Raw genomic sequence first — 17,646 nt, 5'->3', positions numbered from 1 at the left:
AGCCGATGCTGGCGCCCGATTTCCGTCACAGAGTGCTCATGCTTGAGGCCGCCAGGGGCGTCGTTCTGTTAATCCGTAGGTTCCTGATTTGGTTTCAGGTCGGGGCGCCGGTTAGTGGCCGTAGCTGACCACCCGCGCCAGCTTCCAGCCATCTGCCGTGCGTTTCCAGATTTGCAGGAATTTGAAGGTGCCGCAGTCGTTCTTTCCGTTTTCGATGTGGCAGAAGGTGTGCTGGCCGGTTTGGATGGCGCCGTAGTCTTTTACGGGGTAGACCTCCATGCTGCCGGGGACCAGTTCCCGCTTCAGGTGCAGGTTGCGCGCGAACAGCTTGCGGGTGGCTTCATCGTTCTGCTCGTAGTTTTGTAAGCCGCCCATGTCGTGAAAGAATTCAAGGTCGGTCGAGAACACGGCTTTGACCCCGGCGGCATCCTGGCGGTTGAATGCGTCGAACAAGACCTTATCCATCGCTGCAATTTCTTTGTACAGGGGCGTTTGCTCCTGCGCTTGCACTGGGATGGACAGGCTTGTAAAAAGAGCCGCCAGAATTAGGGTTTTCATTACCGTCCTTTGTTGGGTCACCTGGGAACCTGGATTCTCTTCCCGTTACGGTGCATAAACCAGTCCGATCCGACGAATGGTTGTTTTGAAGGGGTTAATGGTCAGCAAACGAAGGCAATGATCGAAAGCGTGAAGCTTGGGGCGATCGCTCGACGCCTTGATTGGTGAGTTGATAACTTTCCCGGCATTTCCTGCAGGGCATGGATGTGTTGCTAATTAATATAGAATATATTTTTTATCACACTTCGGGATGCTCTTTTGCCGCAAATTCTTCGCTCTCTGGTTGGCGCACTGCTTTCGATGTGCGTCGTGTCTTCGGTCTGGGCTCAGGCTCCACTATCGCCGCTTGAGCAGTCGCTCGTGGATAAGCGCTACAGCGAGTTCCAAAAGAACGCGGCGGAGGCTGCAGGGCGTTCCAATGCCGAAGCCTTGTTCTTGCTTGGGAAAGCGTCGGCCCTTGGTTGGGGCGTTGAGCAAGACCTGAATCTTGCGCGCAGCTTTTACCTGAAGGCGGAGGCCTTGGGCTCAGTGCGTGCGACGCACAATCTGGGAGTACTTGCCTTGGATGCGGGCGAGACTGAGGACGCCATCAGCTATTTCCTCAAAGCGCTGGAAAAGGGCATCCGTATGCCTACGCTGTGGAACCTGGGCCGCGCCTATGCTAAAAGCGCGGAGCAGAGGGATTTGCCGTTGGCAGGGAAAGTCGATGCCGCAACGAAGTCGGCCCAGTACTACACCCAGGCCTTCGACGCCACGCAGGATGTCGCATATGCCGAGAGTGCGGCTGCGGAGTTTCTGCGCGCTTATGATCTCGCGCGTACCGGTAAGCTGCGTGGCGTGCTCAAAGTGGTGGATTTGCCGGCGTCACGTGCGCGCACGGTGACGTGGCTGAAAAAGGCCATGGATATGGGCTCGGCTCGCGCGTGGTCGAATTGGGGTGGCTTGCTTTATGTGGAAGGTGACCTCAAGCAGGCGCGCAAGGCGTTCGAGCGCGCCGCAAAAGGCGACGTTCCGCAAGCCTACCAGTACTTGGGGAAACTGGCGGAGAGCGATCATCCCGATGCCCCGCAAACTGCGATTGCGCATTACGAGCGCGCTTTCGAGTTGGGACACCCCGAGGCGCGCGCTGCGCTTAAACGCTTGCTGCTTGGTTCCCTTAAATACGAGAAAGACCTGGATGTTGTCGGGCGCGGGATCAAGCGCTTGGAGATGCTTCAGGGCGATGCCGAGGCGGACGGCGAGCTGGTGGATCTTGTTGAAGACTATGAGTGGCGTCGTTTCCTGGCACGGGAAAAGGCCCGGGATCGTCGCGTGCCGAATCTTCCCATCTATCTGAATGCCTGCAATCTCAACGAGGCCTTTGCACCGAAAGGTTTGAAGCAGTTTTTCCCTGACTCGTACTGGAGCCTGGGCGGCGTCGGTGTGGATTTTGTCGAGCCTTTGCCCATAGATGGGCGGTTGGATGGCAAGGGCTGCGCGAATCTTTCCGACCCCTTGCCGGAGAATGTACGCGAGATGCTGAACAAAGGCGGCATGATGTTCCTGCGTTTCCAGGGCACTGGGCGTTTCATGCTCGATTGGGAGGTGAAAGGTAAGCAGGTCCACTTGATTCCGCGCCCAACTGGCGCTTTGAAAATTCAACTGTGAGGTCATAGGCGAGCTGTTTGGCTGTTACCCTGCTGCTGCCGCAGCCGATGAGCGAGCAGCTCGATCCCAAAGATTGAGGCGCTGCGCCGGCAGCAGGTATACTGCCTGCATATTCAACTGAAAGCGCAAGATGGCAAAGAAGAAAGAAGAGCTGGACCCGGAAACCCTGGAGCTGATCCACTGGTGTATTGAAGTAGAAGGTTTTCTGGTGCAGGGCGGCGCCACGGTGGAGCAGGCGCAGGATCATATCGAGGAGCAGATCGAATGGTTCACGGACCTGTTCTATGATGGTTTGACGCCGGAAGAGGCAGCGAAGGAAGCCTTGGCCTGACCGCCAGGAGCAAAAAGCCAACCCCACGGGTTGGCTTTTTGCTATGTAACTTTTGTGCCACGCGGGCATATCCTGGCGCTTACAGGTCGTGTACGATCCCTGACTGTAGATCCCAAAAAAGTGCGCCATGCGAAGCAAGATTTTCGCGATCGTTGCGATCGTCCTCCTACAGATATTTGCTCCCGCCCGCGCGCAAACCCCATTGCTATTGAAAGTAGCAATGTCGGAAGCTTTGCCGCCCATCAGCCATGCGACAAACGGCGAGCCTGATGGCCTGCTGAAGGACCTGCTGGAGGAGCTGTTCCGCCATGTGCCAGGTTATCGCCTTGAGTTCCATGCATTTCCATGGACGCGCGCCCAGCGCCTGCTTGAAGTGGGGCAGATGGATTTGATGGTGACCTTTCCATCCAACAGCCGCAAAAGCTATGCGGTGTTCTCCGAGGCTACCCTGTATACGATGGACTATGGCAACCTGGTATACGACAGCCGGAATAACAAGGCGCTGCAGCTCGACGCCGCGCGCAGTTTCGAAGACCTGCGCGGAATGGTTTTTATCAGCCAGGAAGGCGTCGCGTGGGAGGACGAGAATGTCCCCGCCTTTATCAATCGCTATAAGGTCAATGCGCCGCGCGCCATGTGGCATATGATGTTCCAGCGCCGCGCCGGCGACTTTTTCATCATGACGGAGGAGCATGCGCTGTACAGCGCTAGCCGCTACGGCTATCGCGAGCAGCTGCGCATGAAGAAGGTTGATTTCATCCCCAACAGCCAGGTCGAGTTCCATATCGGTTTGCGCAAGAGCCATCCGAGGCGGGCGGCCCTGATGCGGGCCATTGATGCGGCGATGGCGCATCCGGATTTCATGGCGCGGCGTAAGGTCATCGAGCGCAAATATCGCAACCTGGCCCGGACTGCGACGAATACAGATCCTGCCGGCTGAAAGGAAACTACCATGCTCCTGACCCACGCCCTGGTGTTGATGTTGGCCACTGATGCGGATAATGCGATGGAGCGCGTGCAGGTGACAGGTAGCCGCATCAACCTGCGCCAGGAGCAGTTGGCGGGCGTCGGCCCGGTGGCGGTGATCGATCAGGATGCGATCCTGCGCTCCGGCGCAACGTCGCTGGAAACCTTGTTGCAGCAGCTGCCTGCGTCGGCCGGTGCGGCCGGCAACCAGGGCAATGCTTACTGGACGGCGAACGGCTATGGCACCGCGCAAGTCAACCTGCGCGGACTGGGCATCAACCGCACCCTGGTGCTGTTGAATGGGCGCCGCCTGGTCGTCGGCGGCACCGGCGCGAACAGCTCGGTGGATTTGAACATGATCCCGCTGGCGCTGGTTGAGCGCATCGAAGTGCTGAAGGATGGCGCGTCCGCCGTGTACGGCGCCGATGCGCTGGCGGGGGTGGTCAACATCATCACGCGCAAAGCCGGGGAGGGCAATGAGCTGGCGCTGCGCAGCGGCGCGACCACACGCGGCGACGGCGACAGCCATGCGGCCGACGGCACGCTGGGCTGGCGCACGGCGCAGGGCGCGTGGACGGCCGGCCTGCACTTTTCGCGGCAGGAATCGGTGCCGATGGCGTCGCGCGCGCCGTGCCCATTGGCGGCAAACGGGATGCAGCTCGTGTGCTCCGGCAGTTCATCCACGGCGGGCGGCCGTGCGCGCCTGGCCGATGGCCGGCGCGTGAACTTCATCGAGGGTGGGCTGTATGAGCCCTATGACGTGCTGAAGCACGGCTTTAACAGCAACACCCTGCTGAATGCCGTCAATCCGGTGCGGCGCCTGGGCGCCAGCCTGTTCGGCCAGCAGGCGTTGGCGCCCGGCCATGCCTGGTTTAATGAACTGCTCTACGTTGAGCGGCGCTCGGAGCAACTGGCTTCGCCTGGAACGCTGGGCGTGTTCCGCCCGATGGCGATCGCTGCCGCGCATCCGACCAACCCGACCGGCCAGGACCTGGTGCTGGAGCGGCGCCGGGTAGCGGAGGCCGGCCCGCGCGACTTTTTCCAGCGTACCCGGACGGCGCGCATCGTTAGCGGCTTGCGTGGACGCTTCGAGAACGGATGGGAATGGTCGGCCTCGCTGAATTGGGCGCGCAATACCGGCATAGACGGCTCAACCAATGTCATTAACCTCGACCGCGTTGCGGCGACGCTGGATGCCGCGAACTGCGGCCGCGCCGGCGCGGCGCCATGCGGCAATTACCTCGGCCTGAATTCCCTGGCGCCAGCTGTGCTGGATTACCTGCATACCACCATCCGCGACGAGGGCGGCAATGCGCAGCGCAGTTTCCAGGCCAGCTTGAGCGGCGAGATGATGCAGTTGCCTGCCGGTGCGATCGGCTTTGCCGCAGGGGTGGAAGTGCGGCGCGAGCAGGGCTGGCGCGATCCGGATCCGCTGGTTGTGGCGCGGGTGGCCAATCTCAACGCGCAGGACCGGGTGGCGGGAAAGTACCTGGCGCGGGAGGCCTATGCGGAGCTGGCCGTGCCCGTGCTGGCGGCGTTGCGCGTGAATGCCGCCGGCCGCTACTCGCACTATGATTTGTTCGGGGCGCAGTGGACTTACAAGGCGGGCCTGGATTGGCAGGTGGCGGGGCCGCTCAAGCTGCGCGCCAACCGGTCACGCGCGTTCCGTGTGCCCACCGTGCCAGAACTGTTCGGCGGAGTGATGACGCAGGCCCTTACCACCAGCGACCCTTGCAACCGGTGGGACAGCTTGCCGGCCGATTCGGTGGTGTACCGCAATTGCCGCGCGGACGGGGTGCCTGCCGGTTATCGTCAGTTGGGGAACACGACCCTGACCACGGCAGGTGGAAACCTGGCGCTGCGGCCGGAGCTGGCGCAGAACAGGAGCGCGGGACTGGTCTGGACGCCTTCACGCCGGGTGACGTTGACGGCGGATTATTTCGACATTCGCATCGACAACGCGATCGAGGCCGTGCCCGGTTCGACCAAGCTTGCCATCTGCTACAACACGCCGGAACTGGCGCACGTATTCTGCGGCGCCGCCAGCTTTACGCGCGATCCGGCCACCGGCGATATCGATTTCCTCTCGTCGCAGCCGGAGAACGTGGCGCAGCAGCGCATCAGCGGCGTGGACCTGGGCGCACTGGTCGATTTCTCGCTGGCCGATTGGCGCATGTCGCTGGCGCTCGATGCGACGCGGCTACAGCGCTTTGAAGTCACGCCATATCCCGGCGGCGCGACGATAGCCTATGCCGGCAAGATCACCGGCGGCCGCGGCAGCTTTGCGCACTGGCGCTCGAGCGCTGTGCTCAGCGCCGGCAAGGGCGCTTGGTCGGGCAGCTATGGCCTGCAATTGATCGGCAAGGCGGACGATATCAACGGGGTGGCGGCCAACGCCGGTGCCAGCGCCCCCAGCGTGGTTTATCACAATGCCAGCCTGCGTTATGCAGCCAGCGCGGCGCTGACGTTGTCCCTGGCGGTGGAGAACCTGTGGGACCGCAAGGCGCCGTTCATCCAGAGCTGGATCGACGGTAATACCGACACCATGACCTATGATTTGCTGGGCCGGCGCTGGCAGTTGCGCCTGGCTTACCGCTTCTGAGCAGGCGTTTTGCGCCTTGAAGGGGCTTTTTCGTCGCATGGATGTTGCCAGGCAAGGGCCGTTAAGGCGACAATTCTTGGCATGCAGACAATTACCCGGCAATTCCATTTCCCCCTGCGGCGCATGGCCACTGATGGCCTGTATGTCGCGGTCTTTAACGTCCTGTGCGCGGTCCTGATCACTTTTGTGTTCGGCAGCGGGCGCCAGTTCGGCGTGAATCTCGTGGTCTCCATGTGCATCGGCATCATCACCTGGTTGCTGATCGATGCGACGCGCCTGTCGATTTGGGGCGAACAGCGCAAAACCAATTGGTTCTTGTTCGTGCCGGTGCTGGCGGCTGGCGTTGTGGCAGGCGTGTTCCTGGGCTCCCACCTGGCGGCGTGGCTGCTTGGGATGCGGATCAACATTACGAATTCGTTCAGTGGCGAGCGTGGCACCAGCGCTTTCCTGTTCACCATTTTTGCCACCGGGGCGGCGACCGTGTTCTTTGCGGGCCGCGACCGGCTGTTGCAGGCGCGCGCCGAGGCGGCGATGGCAAAGGCGCGGGCGGAGGCGGTTCAGCGCCAGGCTTTGCAGGCGCAGTTGCAGCTGCTGCAGGCCCAGATTGAGCCGCATATGCTGTTCAATACCCTGGCCAACCTGCAGGGACTGATCGCGCTCGACCCGGTCCGCGCGCAGGCCATGCTGGACCAGTTGATTACCTATTTGCGCGCAACCTTGAGCGCCGCGCGCGCTGAACGCACGACATTGGGACAGGAGTTTGCGCTACTCGATGCTTACCTTGGCTTGATGTCGGTGCGCATGGGCGCGCGTTTGAGCTATGGGTTGGAGCTGCCGGATGGCTTGCGCGATCTTGAACTGCCGCCGATGCTGTTGCAGCCGCTGGTGGAGAATGCGATTGCCCACGGCGTGGAGCCGAACGTGGCCGGCGGCCATGTGCAGGTGACAGCACGTGCGGTGGATGGCGGCCTGGAACTGCTGGTGTCGGATACCGGACGCGGGCTCGATGCCGGCCCGGGCAAGCCAGGCACGGGGCTTGGCCTCGTTAATATCCGCGAGCGCTTGCTTGGACTGTATGGCGAGCGTGCTTCCCTTTCCCTTGACGCCGCGCCGCAGGGCGCGCTTGCACGAATTTTCCTGCCTGCCTGACCATGACGACCGCACTGATTGCTGAAGACGAACCCATCCTCGCTGCTACGCTGGCGGCTGCTTTGCAGCGCCAGTGGCCTGGCCTGTCGATTGTGGCCAATTGCGCGAACGGCATCGATGCGCTGCAGCAGGCGCTGGCTTTGCAGCCGGAGGTGCTGTTCCTCGATATCAAAATGCCCGGCAAGTCCGGGCTGGATGTGGCGGCGGAACTGGCGGATGCCTGGCCCGGGCCGGCGCCTTTCCCGCAGGTGGTGTTCGTAACGGCGTACGATGAATTCGCGGTGCAGGCGTTTGACCGTGAGGCGGCCGATTATGTGCTGAAGCCTGTCAGCGATGAACGTCTGGGCCGCACGGTGGCGCGCTTGCAGCAGCGGCTGCAGGATAAGCCGGCGGGCGGCGCGGCAGCGCTGGAGGTGCTGGCGGGGCAACTGCGCGCGCTGGGTGTGCCGATGGCGGCGCCGCCGGCGCAGCGCCTGACCGTGATCCGCGCCGCCGTCGGCAACCAGGTGCGCATGGTGCCAGTGGAGGACGTGGTGTACTTTGAGGCGGCGGACAAGTATGTGAATGTGGTGACGGCGGATTGCGAGCTGCTGATCCGCATGAGCCTTAAAGAACTGTTGCCGCAGCTCGATGAACAGTTGTTCTGGCAGGTGCATCGCGGCACCATCGTCAATTCGTCATGCGTACTGAGCGCGTTGCGCGAGGAGGGCGGCAAGTTGTCGCTGGCCTTGCGCAGTCGGGCGGAGAAGCTGCGCGTGTCGCCCTTGTACGCGCACCTGTTCCGCCAGATGTGAAGTCAGAAGCCGCGCTGGAGGCTGGCCAGGGCGGTGTCCTGTATATAGCGCCCGGCCAGGCCGCCGTAGCGGCGGTAGCTGGCGGACAGGGTCCAGGGGCCGGTCTTCCAACTGGCCGACAAAGTGCCGATGCGGCTGCCCGTTTGCGGCTGCCATAGCACGTCGGCCGATATCTCCACATCATCGATATACTGCGCGGCGCGCAGCATGCGGTTGCGCTGCTGGCCGGGTGCTGCGCTGCGGTCGGTCCACATTTCGCCGACGATGGAGAGCTTGCTTTCCGTGGTCCAGGTGAAGCCTGCCATTGCCTTGCCGCTGTGCGCGGGGCGCTGTTGCCAGAGCACAGAGGCGTGCAGTTCCAAGCCGTCGCTGGCGACCTGCGAGAACGATGCGCCGGCTTCGATGCCGTTGCGGCGCGACAGGCGCAGCACGGCGTATTCGTCGCGCGCGCCGCGCTGGCGGTAGTGGCGGATGGCGAGGGCTTCGTCGTCGCGCTGCTGGCCGGCGCTGGTAGCGCGGCCTTGGGTGGGGTTGGCCCAGACGATGGTGGTGGCGCTGTCGGCGTCAAAACGTTCCCAGGCGAGCATGGGAACGCCTTCCAGCGCCAACGGATTGAGCGCGCGGCGGTCTTCGCGCTGCACCACGTCCAGCGGGCGGAAAGCGTAGCCGACGTCCCAGCTCATCACTTTTTTGCCGGCGGTGAGGAAGCCGCTGCCCAGGGCGCGGTCGTAGCTGAGTTCATTGAGGCGCAGGCGCACGTTGCCGCCGTCCACGCGCGTGGCGGTGAGCACGCCGCGCAGCGCGCCGTCGGACCAGCGCAACTCGCCGGCTTGCAGGGATTGGCTGCCAAGTTGCGCGCGCACGTTGGCCGCCAGCTCGCCGGCATGGGTAGCCGGCGGCAGGGCAAGCGCGCACGCCAGCGCAAGGGGGAACTTATGGCGCGGCATCGGAACGGCTCAGGAACATGGGGTTGAACAATTCGTCGCCGAACTGGCGCGGTTTGCTGGACAAGGTCGTGATGACGGTTTCGCGTCCGCTCTGGATTTCGTCCACCAGCACCATGCGGTTCTGGCTGAAGCGCGCTTGCTTGAGCCGTTTATTGGAGCTGGCGTACAGGTCCGCGTGCACTGGGCGGTGGTCGGCCTTGGCCACATGCAGCACCAGGCGTTGGTAGCTCAGGTTTTTGCGTGTGGCGGCCAGTTCCAGTTCCAGGCAGGGCACACCGTTGATCTCGACCTCACGCGTGATGCTGCCCTGGTAGTCGCCGGACCAGGTCATGTTGGTGATGTCGGCGGTCGATGCGTCGCCCAGCAGCTTTTGCAACGGCGTGATGCGGATAGGCCGCGCGCTGGCGGGCAGCAGCATCCAGAAGTCATCGCCGGACATCAGTACCTTCTGCCCGGTCTCTCCGGGAGAACGGAACAGCACCAGCGATTTGCCGCCGGGCCGCACCAGCACCTGGTAGCGCTTTTCCTTATCCAGCTTGCCGTCCTTATAGGTTTGCACCAGGGTCTCCAGTTGCGAGGACGCTTCGCGCAGGCGGTAGGTGTCGGCTTTGCGCAGGATGGCTTCCACATCCTGCGCGGCGGCGCTGCCGCAGGCGGCCAGCAGCATGGCCGCGATCGTGGTCTTAAACATGGGCGAGTGCTTCCACAACGGATTGATTGGCAGCCTTGCGGCTGACGAGCAGCGAGGCGAGTGCCGCCAGTACGGTGACGGCCAGCGCGGCGGCGGCGTACAGGGCAGGCGATACGGTGACGACCAGCGGATAGCCGGCGGTGCGGCCCGGTGGAGGGGGCATCTGGATGCCGGACTTTAGTAGTGCCAGCGCCACTCCGGCCGCCAACGCCATGCCCAGGGCGGCGCCGCCGCTGCCCAGCACCAGGCCTTCCAGCGTGAACAGGCGGGTGACCTCGCCGGGTGTGGTGCCCATGGCGCGCAGGGTGCCGATCTCGCGGGTGCGTTCCAGCACGGCCATCGACAGGGTATTGGCGATGGCGAACAGCACGATCACCAGCACGATTACGCCGAGGAAGCCGAAGATGCGGTTGTACAGGCCTTTCACGCTCTGGTAGAACACCGCCTGGTCCAGCCAGGAGCGGATTTCCAGCTTGCCGGCGTATTGGCTGCGCCAGGTTTGGCCGACGGCGTCGCTGTGTGCGAGTTCGTCGAGGTAGACGCTCAGGTAGCTGACTTTGTCCGTCACCAGCAGGTTCTGCGCGGTGGACAGGTCCACCATGGCGAGGCGCTTGTCGATATCGGCGACGCCGCTGCTGACGATGCCGGTCACGGTGACGTCGATGGCGTTCAGGCTGCCGGCGGTGGTGGTGGACATGAGGGTGAGGGAGCTGCCCGGCTTGGCGTTGAGGATGCGCGCCAGGCCTTTGCCGAGGACGATGCCGGGGCCGCGCGCGGCTGCCGCGGCGCCGCCGCTGCTGTCGTTGCCGTCGTCCAGCAGGGCGCCGTCTTCCACCTGCATGAACGGGCCTTTGACCAGGAACTCCTGGCGCGCATCGACGCCGGTGCCGAGGAAGATCTCGCTCTTGTCGCCATTGCTGACCAGGCCGGAGAACTGCAAGCGCGGCAGCACGCGCGTCACCTGCGGGTGGGTCAGCAGCTCGCGCGTCAGTTCGCTGCGGCCCGCCAGGCCGTGCTCCAGCGGCATACTCTCGATGCCGGCGAAATGGCCAGGTGCGGCGAGCACCAGGTAGCCGGTATCGCGCGCGCTGGCCTGCGCCAGCGATTCGTAGGTATGCAGCGCAAAGCCGCCGCCCAGCAGGGCCGCTGCGGTGCCCGTGGCGGCAATCGCCAGGGTGACCAGGGAGCGGCGCCGGTTGCGCATGGCGTTGCGGCAGGCCAGGGAAAGCCATTTGAAGTCAATGAGCATGGATGCCTCCCTGCAGGACGCCGTCGTCCAGCATGAGCGAACGGTCGCAATGCGGCAGCATGCGCTCGTCGTGCGTGGCGACCAGGAAGCTGGTGCCGTCGTTATGCGCCAGGGCGCGCATCAGGCCGACGATCTGGGAAGCGGTTTGCGCGTCCAGGTTGGCGGTTGGTTCGTCGGCGATGACCAGGCGCGGGCGCTTGACGATGGCGCGCGCAATAGCCACGCGCTGGCGCTGGCCGCCGGACAACTGGTCCGGCTTGTGCCCGCCCAGGTCTTGCAGGCCGACGCGCGCCAGCGCTTCCTGCACGCGCGCGCGGCGTTCGGCGGCCGGCACGCCGAGCAGGTAGAGCGGGTAGTCGACGTTGTCGTGGGCGGTCATGACCGGCACCAGGTTAAAGCCCTGGAAAACGAAGCCGATGGCCTGGCGCCGCAATGCGGTGCGGCGCACGTCGTCGCCGGCCGGCAGGGGCTCGCCGTCGAACAGCAGTTCGCCGCCGTCGGCCGTGTCGAGCAGGCCGCACAGGTTGAGCAGGGTGCTCTTGCCGCTGCCGGAAGGGCCGGTGATGGCGGCGATTTCGCCGCGCACCAGCCCCAGGTCGACCGATTTCAGGGCGCGGATCACGTTGCCGCCCAGGGTGTAGGACTTGCTGGCGCCGCGCAGCGACAGCAGCGGTTCGCCGGCCCTCATTGGCCCAGCTCCTTCAGGCGGGCGGCGGCCTTGGCGACGTGCGGCGTGGTGGCCTGGGTCGCCACCACCTGGCGCAGGTAGCCCACTTCGTCGGCGCTGCGCTTTTCCTCGGCGGCCACGCGCGCGGCGACGCTGAACAGGTTGGCGCGCACCGGGGCCGGCGCCTGGGCCAGGGCTTGCGAATCGAGCGCCGCTTGCAAGGCGCGCTTGCCGCCGCTGCGGCGGTTCATGAATTCGGGCATGGCGAGCAGGGTGCTGGCGGCCACCAGGCGGGTTTCGATGCTGGCCGGAGTGCCGCCCAGCAGCAGGGTGTCGTGTTCCGGCGCCAGCAGCGACAGGGCCTTTTCGATCATGTCGGCGCCTTTTTCGGTGAACTTCATTTTGTCCCAGGGCATGAACGCGTCGCGCCCGCGCAGGGTGAAGCCGGCGCCCTGGTAGGCCAGGTAAACCGGATTGCCGGGCTGGCTGCCGGCCAGCTTTTCAAAGGCGTCGATCGAGGCGTCGCGCGCGGAGGCGTCGCCGCCGGCGCCGGCCACAAATTGCTGGCGTGCGGCGCTGAAGGCGGCGTTGTCAGGTACCGCTGCGGCCAGAGCGTTGCCGTAGGCGAGGGCGATGGCGAGGGTGAGGATGGCGTGTTTCATGGGTGCTCCGTAGTCGTTGTTGATGCTGTAAGACTACGGAGCAGGCACCGGCGGCGCCACCGCGGTGCGACGAAACCCGGTTGCGGCGGCGCGAAACCGGGCTGGATGGCGGGCTAGCCGACGTGGTACACCATGGCCGCGCCGCCGACCGGGGTGCCCTGGGCATTGAGTTCGGCCACATTGATGGTGAACTGTTCGCCTTCTGCGGCACTGGCCGGGATTGTGCTGCGCAGGGCCAGCGGATACATGACAGCAGGTTCCTTCTCCATGCTGACCTTGACCACGGCATTACGGATCTCGACATAGCGCTTGCCATTGCGCAGGACCACGTCGCCGCCTTCCACGCTGACATTGCCCAGGGTGCGTTGGGGCAGGCAGTCGAAGTGGGAGCCTTTGGCCAAGGTGAGGATGCCGCAGCAGCAGCCGAAGCGGGTCTTGACCCGGGTGTCATGCAGGAAGACCAGGCCGCAATCCCGGCCCATGTCGTCCCCGCCATGTTCATGGCCCTGGTCGGGCGCCGGGTCGACCTGGTTCTCGAAATCGATGGCAGGGAAGGCGGAGCCGTCTTCGTCCAGCGACAGGGTAAGCGGCATGTCGTGCGGCAGGCGGCTGCGGTCGATCACCAGCGTCATGCGCGTTTCGCGGTTGAAGCGGTTGCCGGCGATGAAGGGGAAGGCGGCGCCGGCGCCGGCCAGCACGTCGATCACCGTCAGGTTGCGCTGCGCCAGGTTGTTCAGGCGGGCGCTGATCGGGTCGCCCGTCAGCGGCGCGCTGGCGAAGGCGTAGTCGTTGTCGGAATTGACCACGGCCAGCAGGCAGGGGTGCCATGGGTGGTTGGTCTGCCAGCCGTAGAGCGACTCCACCTGCGAGGCCTCGATGCGGAACTTGGCTATGGCCGTGCCGCCCGCCGGCACGCTGGCGAAGCTGGTGGCGATGCCGGTCGGGCTGACGTGGGTGGCGTCCACCGCGGTCCAGTCGGGCGGATACACGAACTGCAGGCCGACATACGGGATGATGCGGGTGCTGACCGTGACGTTGCGGGCGTCGCGCGCGCCGTTGTTGGTGACGCGCACATAGATGTAGTTGGCCTGGCCGCGCTCCACGTTCTTCGACTGCAGCGGGTCGCCCGGCATGAAGACGTTATCGTCGTTGATGCGCACCACAATGTCGGAGAAGTCCCAGAAATTGCCGCCGGTGAAAGGCTCGGCGCCGCTGTCGGACGGGGAGTCCTTGATCATCACGTCGGCCTCGTCGAGGGCGCGGAAGACGTTGATGCGGCCATAGCCCATCTCCTGGTTCCAGCTGCCGTTGGGGTAGCCGGCCGTGCCGGCATAGGCCACCGCGCCCACCTTCTGCGCGGTGCGCTCGATGTGGGCGCGCACCTGCACATTGTCCAGTGTCGGGTAGACGCTGCGGATCAGGGCCGCCAGGCCGGCCACGTGCGGCGTGGCGGAGGAGGTGCCGTTGAACAGCAGCTCGTAGTCGCCCGTGTCGTAGCCGCCGCCGCCCTGGATGTCGGTGGTGGGGATATGCACGCCGGGCGAAACCACCGAGATTTGCGGGCCGAAGTTGGAGCCCCAGGGCTCGCCGTCGGGGCTGAGCGGGGTCTTGCGGTTGTCCACCTCGTCCGAAGCGCCGACCGCGATCACCAGCGGGTTGGTGGCGGGGTAGGTGATGGGGCCGTTGTAGTTGTGGGTGGCCACGCACATCACCAGGTCGTTGTTGAAGGCGTTCTGGATGGCCGGGTCGATGATGGCCGGGCTCCAGGCATTCCAGCCGAAGCTCATGCTGATCACGCTGGCGCCATTGGCCACGGCGTAGTTGATGCCGTTGGCCACTTCGACATCGGTCCAGGCGTCGAAGGCGACCGGCAGGATGCGTGCGTCGCCCGCTACGCCGGTGACGCCGGTGCCGTTGTTGTAGGTGGCGGCCACAATGCCGGCGCAGGCGGTGCCGTGGTTGCCGGTGGGAGAGCCGTCGCCGCTCATGGTGCCCAGGTTGATGCCGTTGGCGGAAAAGCGCAGGTCGGGGTGGCTCAGGTCGCAGCCTTCGTCCAGCACGCAGACCACGGCGGTGGCGATGCCGGTGGTGATGTCCCAGCCGGTGGTGCCGGGGCCGCCGGCCTCAATGCGCGTCATGTCCCATTGCTGCGGGAACAGGGTGTCGTTGGGCGCGATCGAGGTGGGCGTCAGCAGCGGCATGGTCTCGAACTGGAAGTCGGCGATCGGCGCGTTGGGCAGCTGGCGCAGGCGCTCGCGCAGCTGGTAGGCGTTGATCTCCTTCACGTTGGCGATCTGGAAGTAGCGGTGCCCATTCAGGTAGCGCGATTTCTCTGTGACTTCCTGGATCATCGGTTCGGCCGCGCCTTTGCTGCCCAGGCCTTCCGGCAGCTTGGCGGCTTTGTCGCGCGACTGGCGCAGCTTGATGACGGCCACGTGGGGCAGGGGCGCGGCCAGGGCGCGCCGGCCGCGCTGGCCGGCCATGCGGTAAACGGGGCCGAGCCAGTCCAGGCTGAGCGCCGCCCCGGCTTCTTCGATTTTTGCCAGCTGGGCGTCGTCCAGCGGGCGGCGCGCTTGCACGAAGTAGCGCGTCCTGGTGTGGTTGACGCGCTCGCCGGGCACCATGCCTTCGTCGGCTTCGTCTTCCAGGAATAAGTCCAGGCCGTGCAGGAAAGCTTCGACTGCGCTGCGCTCCTTCGGCTGCTTGAGCGCGAGCAGAAGGCGCGTGCGGTCGAGGACCAGCGTGGCACCGGATGCGTGGCTCATCTCTTGCGGAAAGTTCTTCATGATGTCTCCTGGCGAGGTGGGGAAGCCCGCTTTTTGTCGCGGGGTTCAGGCCAGTCTAGGAGGCTTATTTGTTCTGGTTTTGACCTGCGTCTATCATGCGCCATATACCCACCAGGAGACGTATGAAAACCTTCGCCACTGTCCTTGCCGGCGGGGCAGGCCGAAGTCACGGCTTTGCAGGTCGAAATCGCGGCCGGCGTGGAAACGGCTACCCAATAGCACACTTACTATTAAGCAATAGTGCTCAAATCTTATAGTGGGTATATAATGCGCGCTATTTTCGCGGCAACAGACCGCGGCCTGTGGGGGGAATAAGGAGACTACATCACATCACCCACAAGGAAAGAACATGATGAAGTTGTCCAAGATGCATAAGCGTCTTCTGGCAATCGGCGCGACCCTGCCGATGGCCGCCCTGGCCCAGGAAGCAGCCCAGGCCCCAGTCGGTCAGTTGGAAGTAGTGACCGTGACCGCACAACGCCGCGCTGAGAATATCCGCGAAGTGCCGGTATCCGTGTCCATGATCAAGGACGAAAAGCTGGACATCCTGCTGTCCGGCGGCCAGGATATCCGCGTCCTGGCGGGCAAGACCCCATCGCTGAACGTCGAGTCGTCGACCGGCCGTGTATTCCCGCGCTTCTACATTCGCGGCTACGGTAACGCCGACTTCGCCGTGTTCGCGTCGCAGCCGGTTTCCCTGATTTACGACGATGTGGTGCAAGAGAACCCTATCCTCAAGGGTTACCCGATGTTCGACCTGGCCAATGTGGAAGTGCTGCGCGGCCCGCAAGGCACCCTGTTCGGCCGTAACACCCCGGCCGGCGTGGTCAAGTTCGAATCGGCCAAGCCAAGCCTGCGCGGCGTGGAAGGCTTCTACAACGTTTCCTACGCAAGCGACGCCACCGTCAACCTGGAAGCAGCCGCCAACGTGCCGCTGTCGAAAGAGTGGGCCCTGCGCGTATCGACCCTGCGCCAGCACCGCGACGACTTCGTCGACAGCACCTTCACCGGCGAGAAAGACGCGCTGGAGGGCTACAACGAGCACGCCGAACGCGTGCAGGTGCTGTACCAGCCGAACGGCATGTTCAATGCCCTGTTCAATGTGCACCAGCGCGCCACCACCGGCAGCTCGCGCCTGTTCCGCGCCAACATCATCAAGAAGGGTTCCAACACCTTCGTCGACGGCTTTGATGCGGACAAGATCGCCATCAACGCACGCGAAGACCAGGAACTGAAAACCCAGGGCGCCAGCGTGCGTATGAGCTGGGATCTGGGCGCGCACAAGCTGTACTCGATCACCGGTTACGAGACCGTGGCCAAGTACAACTCGCGCGGCGACATCGACGGCGGCAACCCGACCAACGCGCCGGCAGTGCCGTTCCAGGTGGCGACCGGCTCCTTCGTACCGGACATCAAGCAGTACTCGCAAGAGTTCCGCGTTGAATCCAAGTACACCGGCCCGCTGAACTGGCAGGCAGGCGCCTACTTCTTCGACGAGAAGGCAGTGGCAGGCCAGGACAACTTCAACGTTGCCGGCGACCGCACCTCGCGCGTGAAATCGCAGCAGAAGAACGAAGCCTACGCCCTGTTCGGCTCCGTGAACTACGCCGTGAACGACGCGTTCACCGTGCGCGGCGGCCTGCGCTACACCGAAGACAAGAAGGACTTTGAAACCCTGGAAACCACCGGCACCGTGCTGGTGGGCCCGAAGACTGTTTCGCAGTCCAAGGACAAGTTCAACTGGGACCTGAGCGGCACCTACAAGCTGAACAAGGATGTCAGCGTGTACGCCCGTTACGCGACCGGCTTCCGCGCGCCTTCCATCGCTGCTCCTTCGACCTCGGTGCCGATCACCGTGGCCGATGCAGAAACCATCACCTCGATCGAAGCCGGCGTGAAAGCGGACCTGTGGAACCGCCGCGCGCGCGCTTCCCTGAGCGTGTACGACTACGACGTGAAGAACCAGCAGTTGACCGTGGTCGGCGGCAATTCCAACGTCACCAAGCTGATTAACGCTGCCAAGACCAAGGGCCGCGGCATCGAAGGCGAGATCGAAGGCTTTGTCACCAACGACTTCAAGGTTTCCGCCAGCGCGTCGTACAACTTCACCGAGATCCGCGATCCTTCGCTGTCCCTGAACAAGTGCGCACAGTGCACCATCCTGGACCCGATCAACGGTGCCGGCCGCGTTTCCATCGACGGCAACGCACTGCCGCAAGCGCCGAAGTGGATCATCAACCTGAACGCCCGCTACAACTACCCGCTGGCAGAAGGCAACCTGTTCGTGCTGACCGACTGGTCCTACCGTTCCAAGGTCAACTTCTTCCTGTACGAAGCAGTTGAATTCACCGGCGCACCGCTGACCGAAGGCGGCCTGCGCGTGGGCTACAACTGGGCCGGCGGCAAGTATGAAGTGGCAGCCTTTGCACGCAACATCACCGACCAGCGCCGCATCACCGGCGCCATCGACTTCAACAACCTGACCGGCTTCATCAACGAGCCGCGTCAGTTTGGCGTGCAGTTCAAGGGTTCGTTCTAATCCTTTTTGGGGCTGACTCTTGTCAGCCCCAAAATCGATGGCTATAATACGGCCTCTT

At 64.0% G+C, this 17,646-nt stretch carries 14 protein-coding genes; 7 read left to right on the top strand and 7 right to left on the bottom strand.

What is annotated here, in order from left to right; genetic code table 11:
• Positions 1 to 111: 111 nt before the first annotated feature.
• Positions 112 to 558: a nuclear transport factor 2 family protein gene (locus GTP41_RS20010; RefSeq protein ID WP_161027343.1), complete on the bottom strand. Its 447-nt coding sequence runs from the start codon at positions 556 to 558 to the stop codon at positions 112 to 114.
• 360 nt (positions 559 to 918) lie between these two features.
• On the opposite strand from GTP41_RS20010, the gene GTP41_RS20005 reads away from it, so the two are divergent.
• From GTP41_RS20005 to GTP41_RS19980, 6 genes are all read left to right on the top strand, one after another.
• Positions 919 to 2,205 (top strand): tetratricopeptide repeat protein, encoded by a 1,287-nt coding sequence (locus GTP41_RS20005; protein WP_161027342.1) that lies wholly within the window; start codon positions 919 to 921, stop codon positions 2,203 to 2,205.
• A gap of 130 nt (positions 2,206 to 2,335) precedes the next feature.
• Complete coding sequence (locus tag GTP41_RS20000; protein WP_161027341.1) at positions 2,336 to 2,536, top strand: hypothetical protein; 201 nt, start codon at positions 2,336 to 2,338, stop codon at positions 2,534 to 2,536.
• Positions 2,537 to 2,663: 127 nt separating this feature from the next.
• On the top strand, positions 2,664 to 3,476 hold the full coding sequence (locus GTP41_RS19995) for a substrate-binding periplasmic protein (protein WP_161027340.1): 813 nt from the start codon (positions 2,664 to 2,666) through the stop codon (positions 3,474 to 3,476).
• Between the two features lie 12 nt (positions 3,477 to 3,488).
• The gene (locus GTP41_RS19990; RefSeq protein WP_161027339.1) at positions 3,489 to 6,104 is read left to right on the top strand and encodes a TonB-dependent receptor; all 2,616 of its coding nucleotides are present in this window, start codon (positions 3,489 to 3,491) and stop codon (positions 6,102 to 6,104) included.
• A gap of 81 nt (positions 6,105 to 6,185) precedes the next feature.
• Positions 6,186 to 7,253, top strand: a complete 1,068-nt coding sequence (locus GTP41_RS19985; protein WP_161027338.1) for a sensor histidine kinase — start codon at positions 6,186 to 6,188, stop codon at positions 7,251 to 7,253.
• 2 nt (positions 7,254 to 7,255) lie between these two features.
• Positions 7,256 to 8,047, top strand: a complete 792-nt coding sequence (locus tag GTP41_RS19980; RefSeq protein WP_202419814.1) for a LytR/AlgR family response regulator transcription factor — start codon at positions 7,256 to 7,258, stop codon at positions 8,045 to 8,047.
• A gap of 2 nt (positions 8,048 to 8,049) precedes the next feature.
• Here GTP41_RS19980 and GTP41_RS19975 read toward each other — a convergent pair whose 3' ends face one another.
• From GTP41_RS19975 to GTP41_RS19950, 6 genes are all read right to left on the bottom strand, one after another.
• Positions 8,050 to 8,994 (bottom strand): hypothetical protein, encoded by a 945-nt coding sequence (locus GTP41_RS19975; protein ID WP_161027337.1) that lies wholly within the window; start codon positions 8,992 to 8,994, stop codon positions 8,050 to 8,052.
• Positions 8,981 to 9,685, bottom strand: coding sequence for an outer membrane lipoprotein-sorting protein (locus GTP41_RS19970; RefSeq protein WP_161027336.1), 705 nt, complete (start codon positions 9,683 to 9,685; stop codon positions 8,981 to 8,983). Before GTP41_RS19970 ends, GTP41_RS19975 begins: the two co-directional genes overlap by 14 nt.
• Complete coding sequence (locus GTP41_RS19965) at positions 9,678 to 10,934, bottom strand: ABC transporter permease (protein ID WP_161027335.1); 1,257 nt, start codon at positions 10,932 to 10,934, stop codon at positions 9,678 to 9,680. Before GTP41_RS19965 ends, GTP41_RS19970 begins: the two co-directional genes overlap by 8 nt.
• Entirely contained in the window at positions 10,924 to 11,622 is a 699-nt protein-coding gene (locus GTP41_RS19960) for an ABC transporter ATP-binding protein (RefSeq protein WP_161027334.1), read from the bottom strand. The genes GTP41_RS19965 and GTP41_RS19960 overlap by 11 nt, the downstream gene beginning before the upstream one ends.
• Positions 11,619 to 12,263 (bottom strand): hypothetical protein, encoded by a 645-nt coding sequence (locus tag GTP41_RS19955; RefSeq protein WP_161027333.1) that lies wholly within the window; start codon positions 12,261 to 12,263, stop codon positions 11,619 to 11,621. The genes GTP41_RS19960 and GTP41_RS19955 overlap by 4 nt, the downstream gene beginning before the upstream one ends.
• 113 nt (positions 12,264 to 12,376) lie before the next feature.
• Complete coding sequence (locus GTP41_RS19950) at positions 12,377 to 15,049, bottom strand: S8 family serine peptidase (protein WP_161027332.1); 2,673 nt, start codon at positions 15,047 to 15,049, stop codon at positions 12,377 to 12,379.
• 349 nt (positions 15,050 to 15,398) lie between these two features.
• Here GTP41_RS19950 and GTP41_RS19945 point away from each other — a divergent pair, with 349 nt between their 5' ends.
• Positions 15,399 to 17,588 (top strand): TonB-dependent receptor, encoded by a 2,190-nt coding sequence (locus GTP41_RS19945; protein WP_161027331.1) that lies wholly within the window; start codon positions 15,399 to 15,401, stop codon positions 17,586 to 17,588.
• Positions 17,589 to 17,646: the final 58 nt, after the last annotated feature.

The sequence above is a fragment of the Pseudoduganella guangdongensis genome (assembly GCF_009857475.1).
Taxonomy (GTDB): Bacteria; Pseudomonadota; Gammaproteobacteria; order Burkholderiales; family Burkholderiaceae_D; genus Rugamonas; species Rugamonas guangdongensis.
Note: the sequence above shows the minus strand (reverse complement) of the source record. Positions and strands in the feature narration are given on the sequence as shown.